8 protein-coding genes are annotated in these 9,862 nt (G+C 59.5%); 5 read left to right on the top strand and 3 right to left on the bottom strand.

Features of this window, described 5'->3' with window-relative positions; genetic code table 11:
* The first annotated feature begins 80 nt into the window (after positions 1-80).
* Positions 81-1,022, top strand: coding sequence for a class I SAM-dependent methyltransferase (locus KGA88_RS30635; protein ID WP_223596523.1), 942 nt, complete (start codon positions 81-83; stop codon positions 1,020-1,022).
* Positions 1,023-1,089: 67 nt separating this feature from the next.
* Here KGA88_RS30635 and KGA88_RS30630 read toward each other — a convergent pair whose 3' ends face one another.
* Positions 1,090-3,804, bottom strand: a complete 2,715-nt coding sequence (locus KGA88_RS30630) for an RHS repeat domain-containing protein (RefSeq protein ID WP_223596520.1) — start codon at positions 3,802-3,804, stop codon at positions 1,090-1,092.
* A 782-nt stretch (positions 3,805-4,586) separates the two neighbouring features.
* Between KGA88_RS30630 and KGA88_RS30625 the strand changes: the two genes are divergently transcribed.
* Positions 4,587-4,928, top strand: coding sequence for a DUF6124 family protein (locus tag KGA88_RS30625; RefSeq protein WP_110662130.1), 342 nt, complete (start codon positions 4,587-4,589; stop codon positions 4,926-4,928).
* Between the two features lie 4 nt (positions 4,929-4,932).
* Here the strand turns inward: KGA88_RS30625 and KGA88_RS30620 are convergent, their stop codons facing one another.
* Positions 4,933-5,706 (bottom strand): helix-turn-helix transcriptional regulator, encoded by a 774-nt coding sequence (locus KGA88_RS30620; RefSeq protein ID WP_223596518.1) that lies wholly within the window; start codon positions 5,704-5,706, stop codon positions 4,933-4,935.
* Positions 5,707-5,816: 110 nt separating this feature from the next.
* Here KGA88_RS30620 and KGA88_RS30615 point away from each other — a divergent pair, with 110 nt between their 5' ends.
* Entirely contained in the window at positions 5,817-6,920 is a 1,104-nt protein-coding gene (locus tag KGA88_RS30615; RefSeq protein WP_223596516.1) for an extracellular solute-binding protein, read from the top strand.
* A 178-nt stretch (positions 6,921-7,098) separates the two neighbouring features.
* Positions 7,099-8,217 (top strand): P1 family peptidase, encoded by a 1,119-nt coding sequence (locus KGA88_RS30610; RefSeq protein ID WP_223596508.1) that lies wholly within the window; start codon positions 7,099-7,101, stop codon positions 8,215-8,217.
* Positions 8,218-8,239: 22 nt separating this feature from the next.
* On the opposite strand, the gene KGA88_RS30605 is transcribed toward KGA88_RS30610, so the two are convergent.
* Entirely contained in the window at positions 8,240-8,845 is a 606-nt protein-coding gene (locus KGA88_RS30605) for an NAD(P)H-dependent oxidoreductase (RefSeq protein ID WP_223596506.1), read from the bottom strand.
* Between the two features lie 85 nt (positions 8,846-8,930).
* On the opposite strand from KGA88_RS30605, the gene KGA88_RS30600 reads away from it, so the two are divergent.
* Complete coding sequence (locus KGA88_RS30600; RefSeq protein WP_110663139.1) at positions 8,931-9,557, top strand: TetR/AcrR family transcriptional regulator; 627 nt, start codon at positions 8,931-8,933, stop codon at positions 9,555-9,557.
* Positions 9,558-9,862: the final 305 nt, after the last annotated feature.

The following is a 9,862-nucleotide window of genomic DNA, read 5'->3' as shown; positions in this document are numbered from 1 at the left end:
CTCCTACAGGGTTTTGTGTGGCCCGCAGGATGGGCATTTATGTTTAAATGCGCGCCCGTTTACGCTGCCGACTCAAATCGATGAACCCTGAAGCCCTCGCCACCCTACATGAGCACCTGCTGACCGCCCTGTCAGCCGCCCCCGCCGAAACCCGTCGCCTGTTTCACGGCCGTGGTCGCTGCTGGCCGGGGCTGGAGCAAGTGACCGTGGACTGGCTGCAGGGCGTGGTGCTGGTGGCGCTGTTCAAGGAACCGGAGGCTGCGCAACTGGAAGACTTGAAGCAGGTGCTGATGGCTATCACCCAGTCTGAACAGTGGGCAAAATCCGCCGCGCATACCCTGCTGCTGCAACACCGCTACCTGCTGCAAAGCACCACCGAGTGGCTGCTCGGCGACGTCATCGAGGAAATGACCATCACCGAGGGTGGGTTGAAATACCGGGTGGACCTGGGCCGCAAACAGAACACCGGGCTGTTCCTCGACATGCGCTACGGCCGCGATTGGGTCCGCACCAATGCCGAGGGCAAACGGGTGCTGAACCTGTTCGCCTACACCTGCGGCTTCTCGGTGGCGGCCATCGAAGGTGGCGCGACGCATGTGGTCAACCTCGACATGTCGAGCCCGGCCCTGAGCCGTGGTCGCGACAACCACCGGCTCAACGGCCACGACCTGAGCAAGGTGAGCTTCCTCGGCCACGACCTGTTCAAGTCCTGGGGCAAAGTGATCGGCAAAGGCCCGTACGACCTGGTGATCATCGACCCGCCGTCGTTCCAGAAAGGCAGTTTTTTGCTGACCAAGGACTACCAGCGCGTGCTGCGCCGGCTACCCGAACTGCTCACTGAAAATGGCACTGTGCTGGCCTGTATGAACGACCCGGCGTTTGGTGCCGACTTTCTGATCGACGGTGTCACCCGCGAAGCACCGAGCCTGAAGTTTGAGCAGCGGCTGGAGAATCCGCCGGAGTTTCCGGATGCGGATGTTGAGTGCGGGTTGAAGGCGTTGGTGTTCAAACTGGAGGGATGAAGGACCGCGGCCTGGACACCATTAATATGGTTTCTATTTAAACGCTGGTGAATACCACACTCTTTACTCAGTGAAAATGTGCGTATTCTTTTTTGGCACCCATCTCAAGTGTACCGACAGTGCCACGAAATCCTCGCCCCGGAGACTTTGGCGTTACTTCGCCCCGCAGAGTCTCATCAACACTGCTTACCTCCTCAACCGACGGACGGACTGAAAAACGTACATAAACGTTAAAGTCGGCCGAATCAAAAATTCTATCTCCACTTTCACTTTTAAATGTCAAAATCTCTGGATTTTGTTTAAAACCCGTAGCGACAAGCTTAAACTCATCCATAATTCTTTTTGTTGACCTACCATTAGGCGTTTGAGCAAGAAAAACCTTCAGCCTTTCTTCAGACCCCCCTTTCGCCTCATACATTTTCCTGAGCGTATCTTGATTCGTAACAGTCTGCCTTTTCAGAACGAAAGGAAGGTATCCAAAATATTTATTTACCCGAGAAACAGCAACGTACTGAAATTTAGCTACATCACTTGCAAAATATTTTCGTGTCTCGCTTTCCTTGTAATTAGATTTAAATATCCATTCAGAAGCTTCGTATGAATTATGGAACATATCCTCCCCACCAAAGGACTCTATTGTCTTATCACTAACAAAATGATGACGCATTTTATTAGCAACAAACCCAACTCGCATTTTATCCTCATCACTCGATTGGTGATAACGCATTTCCAGGTCAGGATCAAAGTTTGGAATAGCATCTCCAGTAGCAACAATAACTTTGAACGCATGCCTCCATAGTTTTATAGCACTTTCCCTATCCAGCCCTTTTCGATCAAAAAACACTACCGGATTATTTTTTACCATCAAGTACCTGTTGGGCCCGGAAATATCATCGGCCGGATCCGGACAAATCCAGCGTTGCAACCACGGCGCGTAATACCGGTAGCCATAGTAATAAAGCCCGGTCGCATCCCGTTCCTTGCCCGAATAGCGAATAGTCTTGTACTTGGCCACCAAGGCACTTTTCCCCGCCCAGCACGCCGTGCCGCCAAAGGGGTAATAGTGTTCCTGGGTCAGCACACCCGCCTCGTCATCCAGTTCCAGGGTGCTGGAGCCAAGGTGATCGCTGAGGCTGTAACGCCATTGATCGTCATGCTCACCTTGGGGCCAGTGCAGCGCTCGCACCTTGCTGCGCCCGGCTTCGACGCTGATGACATGAAGTTCTTCGCCATCGGCCTGGTGGTGAATTTCCAGACCGGGTAGGTAGCGGACCTCAGCGTGCAGGGTGCAGCCGCTGCTGTGGGCGAATCCCGCTTTGCGCAAGCGATGGCCGGGTCGGTCGTAGCGGTAGCATTCGTAATCATCGGGCTCGGTTTCGCGTTTGACCAAGGTCACGCGGCTCAATTGGTTGCGACTGTCCCAGGCCATGGCTTGCCCGCGTTGCAGTTCCTGTTGATTGCCAGCGGCGTCGAAACCCAAGGCGATTTCAGGCTCCCCCGGTAGCGAACCGTCGTCACGTTGCGCAAGGCTACGGTTGCTGCGTGCCGAGGTGAACATCAAAAAGCCCGGCGCATCGCTGTGCCGGCGAGTGATCAAATTCCCGCCTCGGTCATACTCGAAGCGTTGGGTGTAATTGCGCCGTTGATTGGGGTCCAGCGGTGTGGGCTGCAGCTCCGGCAACGTCGGACCGTGGCTCGGCTGACTGACCTCCCATCCTTTGGCTTCGACCAGTTGATACAGGCTGTCGTAGCGGTAACGGTTGATCGGCTCGATGCGCTGGTTGTTGAAATGGGTCACGGATTGGGACTGGTCTTGCAGCTCGACGATGTTGCCCCCCGCGTCGTAGACGTAGTTCAGATCCTGCAAGGGTTTCTGGTTACCGACCGCCGCCATCAGCCTGATCAGACGCCCGTCATCGGCAGCGTACGCGGCACGGGTCACTACACCATTGCCAGCGGTTTCACGTTCGACCTGATCCTGGGCGTTGTAATGGATGTCGCTAACCAGCCGTTGTGGCGGTTTTCCAGAGGCAGTCAGTTGCAGCCAGGCCTCACTCAATTTGCCCGCTACGTCATAGCCAAAGGTACGAACGTTGCCCATTGCATCGGTTTGTCGCTGAAGCTCTGCGCCGGGATTGAAGGTGTGGAGGGTGATGAACGATTGAGCTTCCAGCCACGTCTCGCGTTCATCGAGGTCCAAGGGCCAATCAGGTGTTTCGAGGTCCGCGAGGAAGCGTCGATCTTCCACCAACACGGCGCCGCCAAGCCCAAAGGCGGGGAAGACTTGAACACCGGCCGGATCGTCATGGCGGATCAACCGCCCGCACTGGTTGTGCCCGGCGAACGCAGGACCGGTGTCCCCGTAGGTCAAGCGCTCCACCACGCGTGGCCGTTCTCCCACAGCCTGTTCGGTGACGGTGATCGGCCGCTGCTGTTCGTCGAACCCGGTGTGGCGCTTACTGCCTCGTGCATCCCAGAAGACACGGGATGAACCCGCCTGATCCAGCATGCTCAACTGCCACCCGGCATCGACGCTGTCGGTCAGCAAGGGTTGGCCACTCAAGCCGTAGACCGTGGTCAGGTTCGGCTTTGGCGCCGTGCCCCACAACCGTGGATCCCAGGATTCAACCAACCGCCCCGCCGCGTCGAAGCGTTGCCGGGTGATGCGTGGGTCAATCTCCGGGCTGTCGGGATGGCGGTAATAGCCGACGCTGCGAACCGTCAGGGCGCGCGGATCGATGACCGACAGCGTCGGTGTCGCGGCGTGGTGGTGAGCGTTCACGGCATTGACGGCCTTTCACTTTGATCAACGAAGACTGAGCCTTTTTTCACCGGCCCGAAACTGTAAGAAGTTACAGGTCGATGTCCGTGAAATGGCCATCGTCGGAACGCCGCCCGGAGCAGGCTCGCTCCCACAATGGATCGCGCCGAATGGATATCAGTGGTTTGTCAGCCAGATCATGGTGACGATGATTCAGTTGGGTGGGATCGGTTGGCGCGGGGGTTGAACAAACGCTGACGAGCTGAAGGTCACCGTACTTTTGTGGCGAGGGGGCTTGCCCCCGTTGGGGCGCGAAGCGGCCCTAAAATCATTCAATGAGGTGTGTCAGAAAAAACGAGGTTGCTGGTTTTACGACTGCTGCGCAGTCGAACGGGGGCAAGCCCCCTCGCCACAAAAGCTCCCTCGCCACAGGTGATCACAGCCCCTGACAGGGAAGTTTTCGTACAGGAAAATCAGCGGCTTTGCAGGCCTGCTCCCTTTCTTTTGCAGGACATTTCCTAGATCATTTCGCTCGCTTGCCCCTGCCATTTTCCATGGCTAGTCTCGGTCCGTCATTGCTCATCAGTGATCGGGTTTAGTAGCCCGGAACAATAGGCGCATAGCGATTCCATGCTCATGTCCGGCACATTTTGCCGCATGCAGAATATGGTGGCTGTGCGTGGGGCACTTTCGGGTGCACCGGTTTTTCCTATTGACCGGCCTACTAACCTGCGTACAGCCGCCACCCAATCGTTTAGTAGGCGATAAGTGATGGCTCCCATGCAGCAATAGGAACAACACTCATGGAAAAATCCGTACCCGATCCACCTCCAGGAACCCCCACCAACGAAACCGTCACTGAAGACCCACTCAGGGATCGATCAGCGCTCTACCGTGCGATTGATTTCCACCTGACCGGCGACCACCCCGCCCGCCCCGATGAACTGCGCTTTTACAACGTCAGCAACGACGTGAGCTTTGAAGATACCCAGCTCTATATCGCCGACCTGCTGCGTTGCGCTTCGGTCACGGCGTATCAGTGTGGCGATCAACTCAAGGGCGCTGATCGGGCCCTGGTGTTTTCGATCTGGCATTTGCTGGAGATTGCCAAGGCGATGGTGGATCGGCAACAACACGCGCCATGAGAGCTCAACGCGGCTGCAGCACCAGCGCAAACAACTCGCCATGCCCGTTGACGTTGAGCTTGTGGTAGACATTGCGCCGGTGCACTTTCACCGTTTCCGGGGAGATGCCCAGTTGCTGCGCGATGGCCTTGCTGGAGAAACCCTGGAGGATCAGGCGCGCCGTTTCGATCTCGCGCAGCGTCAGGCGTGCGTCGAAGCGATCGAGCAAGGTCGCCAGATCGCCGGCCGGTGGTTCGACGACCGGCCCTTCCAGCGGTAGCATATCCAGGTGTCGGCGCATCGCTGCCAGCACCCAGTCACGCACGCAAATCAAGCGGCCCTGCTCCTCGAGGCTGAAGCGCGTCGAGCGCCCGAGGGACAAGCCGAGCACGGCGCCATCGACGTTGACCATGAACTGCAACTCGTCCCCACCGACCACCGTGCTGAAGTAGCTCAGGTAGTACTCGCTGTGCTGGAACTGGTCGGGGGCCACCGATTCGAGGCTGTGCAAGCCGTCGGCGATGCCCGCGCAGGCGGCCTGATAGAACGGATCGAGCAGGTACATGCCGGCGCGGTAGTCCGCCAGTTCTTCCTGCTCGTCAGCATTGCCCTTGGCATCGAAATCAATCAGCAGACGCGGCACATGGCCCGGGCGCATCAGCGCCACCAGCGCGTTGTCCAGCGGCACCAGCAAGCGCAGGGTATCGACCAGCGCCCGCCAGAAGCCGTCCCGCCCCACCGCCGTGAACACCCGCGCCAGCCCCTGGTGCACCGGCAACTCTTTCAACAACGCGTCCACGCACTACCCCTTTTGAGTAACCCATGATGGGAATGGGTGAAGAGCACCCCGGTCGATACGCTGCAATCTCCTGATTACCACCGGCCGCAACAGGCCAGGAGTGCCGCATCATGAGTCGTCACCGCTTGTATTTCAATCTGGGGTTTGGCGCCAGCCTGGCGGTGTCGCTGTCGGCCTTTGCCGTCGATGCGCCGACCGTGCACGTGTACAACTGGTACGACTACATCGGCCCGACTACCCTGCAGGATTTCAAGCGAGACACCGGGATTGCGCTGGTCTACGACACCTTCGACAGCGCCGAAGTGCTCGAAGGCAAGTTGCTCACCAGCCGCAGCGGCTACGACGTGGTGGTGGCGAGCAACTTCAGCTTGCCCACGCTGATCAAGGCGGGCGCCCTCGCCCCACTGCCCCGTGCGCAGATGCCGGACTTCAAGAACATGGACACCGATCTGCTGGCGAAACTGGCCAACAACGATCCGGGTAACCAGTACGCCGTGCCCTACCTGTGGGGCACCAACGGCATCGGCTACAACATCGACAAAGTGCGCGCGGTGCTGGGCGACAAGGCGCCGGTGGACTCCTGGGACCTGGTGTTCAAGGAGGAGAACCTGGCCAAGCTCGGTGAATGTGGCGTGGCCATGCTCGATTCGCCGTCGGAGATGCTGCCGGTCGCCTTGCACTACCTCGGCCTGCCGCCCAACAGCACCAACCCCGAAGACTACAAGAAGGCCGAAGCGCTGCTGCTCAAGTTGCGTCCGCACATCGCCTACTTCAATTCGTCGAAATTCATCAGCGACCTGTCCAACGGCAACATCTGCGTAGCGGTCGGCTGGTCCGGCGCGATGCTCGAAGCCAAGACCACCGCCGAGCAGGCCGGCAACGGTGTGAAGATCGCCTACAGCCTGCCCAAGGAAGGCGCGCCGGTGTGGTTCGACACGCTGGTGCTGCTCAAGGACGCCCCGCACCCGGAACAAGGCCTGGCCTTCATCGACTACCTGATGCGCCCTGAAGTCATCGCCCCGGTCAGCGACCACCTCAACTACCCCAATGGCAACCGCAGCGCGACCACGCTGGAGGCCGAAGCGACCCGCAGCAACCCGGCCGTCTACCCGCCAGCCGCAGCCATGGCCACCCTGTTCACCCTCCAGCCACTGCCGCCAGCTACGGAACGGGTGCGGACGCGGATCTGGAGCAAGGTCAAGAACGGTCAATGAATCCAGCTCTGTTCTGTGGCGAGGGAGCTTGCTCCCGCTTGAGTGCGCAGCACTCACAAAATCGACGTGTTAACCGAGATCTTGGGGCAGCTGCGCAGCCCAGCGGGAGCAAGCTCCCTCGCCACAAGATCGAGTTGGCCTGCAAATTTTCTGGAATGAATCAACGATGAGAAAACCCATGAAACCACGCGCCCGCGACCTCGACATCCAGTTCGGCCAACTGCAACCCGGCCCGCTCAACGCCATTACCGACGTCCCCGGCGTACGGGTCGGCCACAGCAATGTGCGGGGACGCACCGCCAGTGGCCGCGACATCCTCACGGGTGTCACCGTCATCGAGCCGCGCGCCGGTTCCACCAGCCAGCAACCGTGCTTTGCCGGTGTGCATGTGCTCAACGGCAATGGCGATGCCACGGGGCTGGAGTGGATTCGCGAAGCAGGCTTGCTGACCAGCCCCATCGCCTTCACCAACACCCACAGCCTGGGCGTGGTGCGCGATGCGCTGATCGTCCTCGATCGCGAGCAGCAGCCGGATGACGGGCGCCTGTACTGGAACATGCCGGTGGTGCTGGAAACCTTCGACGGCTTGCTCAACGACATCAACGGTTTTCACGTCAAGCCCGAGCACGTGGCCCAGGCCGTGCGCAGCGCCGAGAGCGGCCCGGTGACCGAAGGCAATGTCGGCGGTGGCAGCGGCATGATCTGCCACGAATTCAAGGGCGGTATCGGCACCGCGTCGCGACGCTTGAACAGTGCCCAGGGCGGCTGGACGGTGGGGGCGATTGTCCAGGCCAACCATGGCATCCGTAACGAACTGCGGGTCGACGGTTACCCGGTCGGGCGCTACATGGAACAGGCCGATTCGCCGTTCCTCAAGGCCTCGCTGCCTCATCCGGGCATGGGTTCGATCGTGGTCTGCCTGGCCACCGATGCGCCGTTGCTGCCGCACCAGTGCACCCGCCTGGCCCAGCGCGCCAGCCTCGGCCTGGCCCGCACCGGCGGCGGCAACGAAGACCACAGCGGCGACATCTTCATCGCGTTCGCCACCGGCAATGATGTGCCACCGGCCGCCTACGAGAGCAAGAAAGCGCCGACCACCGACCACCTGAGCATGGTCAACAACGACCACATCAGCGAGCTGTTCCTGGCCGCCACCGAGGCCGTGGAAGAAGCCATCATCAACGCCCTGCTTGCCGGCGAAACGACCGAAGGCAACGGGCATGCGGTATCGGGGCTGGATGCCGACACCCTGCTAAAGGCGTTGCGTCGCGCCGGCTGGCCGGGCGAACAGGTCTAGTGATATCGGGGCGGTATGTGGCTCATACCGCCTCGACATCTTGCCGATACAGGCCACGACCCAAGGCGTGTGCGACCTGCAAGTGCACGGCCGGATCCTGAATTTCCGACTCCAGCAGCAATTGCGACGTCACGACCTGCGCACCGCAGTAATCGAAAATGCCATGGTCAATCTGAGTCTTCATGGCGTCTGCATATCCATGTCGGGCATAGGTTCGCGCGTCGGCTCCCCCGACTCCGATCAGGTGTACCCGCAGACGATCCAGCTTTTTCACCAGCTTGGCATCCGCCCCGAAATCGAAAGCCCAGCCATTGGCGAACACTCGGTCAATCCAGCCCTTGAGCAGCGCCGGCATCGACCACCAGAACACCGGGTAGACCAGTATCACCGCGTCGGCGCGATCTACCCGCGCCTGCTCGGCGATCACATCGGCCGGCGGTGATGCCTCCCGGTGATGCACCGCCCAATCCGCAGGCCCGAACCTCGGGTCGAAACCTTCGGCCCAGAGATCGGCGATTTCCACCGTGTGATCGGGATCGGCCAGGGCCAGGCCGTCAGCAATCCGCGTGACCACGCCATGGGTAAGCGAAAGAGGATCGTGATGAGCGACAACGATAAGCGTTTGCATGCTGGAACTCCTGATTGAGAGCACGGGGCGGACCCTATATACTCTTGGTAAGTTACGAATAGTAAGTTACTTTTGGTACATAGCCATGTCAACCATCGAATCAAAAGAACAGCCGCGTCGCCGGATGTCGCGGGAAGATCGACTGCGGCAGTTGCTGGACGTTGCCTGGCAACTCGTGCGCAAGGAAGGCACGGACGCCCTGACCCTGGGCCGCCTCGCCGAGTTGGCCGGGATTACCAAACCGGTGGTTTACGATCACTTCACCACTCGATCCGGATTGCTGGCCGCGCTCTACCAGGATTTCGACACGCGCCAGACTGCGTTGATGGATGCCGCGCTGGAACATTGCGAACCGACCCTGGCCAACACCGCACGGGTGATTGCCACCTCGTACGTCGATTGCGTGCTGCTTCAGGGCAATGAGATACCCGGCGTGATCGCCGCGCTGGCGGGTTCGCCGGAACTGGAAAAGATCAAGCGCGAGTACGAAGCGATCTTCCTCGAAAAGTGCCGAAACGTGCTCTCCCCCTTCGCTGCGGCGGGAGGCACCAGGCCAGCCGGATTGCACGCGATGCTCGGCGCCGCCGAAGCCTTGTCCCACGCCGCTGCGAATGACGAGATCAGCGCAGGGCAGGCACAGGACGAACTGTTTGAAATCATCAAAGCGATGGTCGAAAGAAGCACACGCAGCAACACGACTAGCGGTACTTGAGTGAAACGCTCGGTCTTTCTAGGATGGAGTTACGCAGCCGCTTGGTTGCTCAACAAGCCGCTGCGTAGGTGGTGAGTGATCTGAACCCCTACCAAGCTCACCGCCTGCTTCATGCGCATCTTGAGCCTCAACGGCTCTACTTCCTCCCCATCAAAGAGCTTTGAGGCTCTTTTTTTTGCCTCTGAAAAACATCTACCCAACAACACATCTCCAATGTGGGAGCGGGCTTGCTCGCGAAGGCGTCGTGTCAGTCGCCCTGGATGTTGGCTGACACACCGCTTTTGCGAGCAAGCCCGCCCCCACAA

Source organism: Pseudomonas sp. A-R-19 (assembly GCF_019956575.1).
Classification (GTDB): domain Bacteria; phylum Pseudomonadota; class Gammaproteobacteria; order Pseudomonadales; family Pseudomonadaceae; genus Aquipseudomonas.
Note: the sequence above shows the minus strand (reverse complement) of the source record. Positions and strands in the feature narration are given on the sequence as shown.

What these genes read in the sequence shown, in the direction of transcription:
- KGA88_RS30605 (WP_223596506.1), bottom strand. Translation starts at nt 8,845, where the DNA reads ATGCAAACGCTTATCGTTGTCGCTCATCACGATCCTCTTTCGCTTACC.
- KGA88_RS30615 (WP_223596516.1), top strand. Translation starts at nt 5,817, where the DNA reads ATGAGTCGTCACCGCTTGTATTTCAATCTGGGGTTTGGCGCCAGCCTG.
- KGA88_RS30600 (WP_110663139.1), top strand. Translation starts at nt 8,931, where the DNA reads ATGTCAACCATCGAATCAAAAGAACAGCCGCGTCGCCGGATGTCGCGG.
- KGA88_RS30610 (WP_223596508.1), top strand. Translation starts at nt 7,099, where the DNA reads ATGAAACCACGCGCCCGCGACCTCGACATCCAGTTCGGCCAACTGCAA.
- KGA88_RS30625 (WP_110662130.1), top strand. Translation starts at nt 4,587, where the DNA reads ATGGAAAAATCCGTACCCGATCCACCTCCAGGAACCCCCACCAACGAA.
- KGA88_RS30635 (WP_223596523.1), top strand. Translation starts at nt 81, where the DNA reads ATGAACCCTGAAGCCCTCGCCACCCTACATGAGCACCTGCTGACCGCC.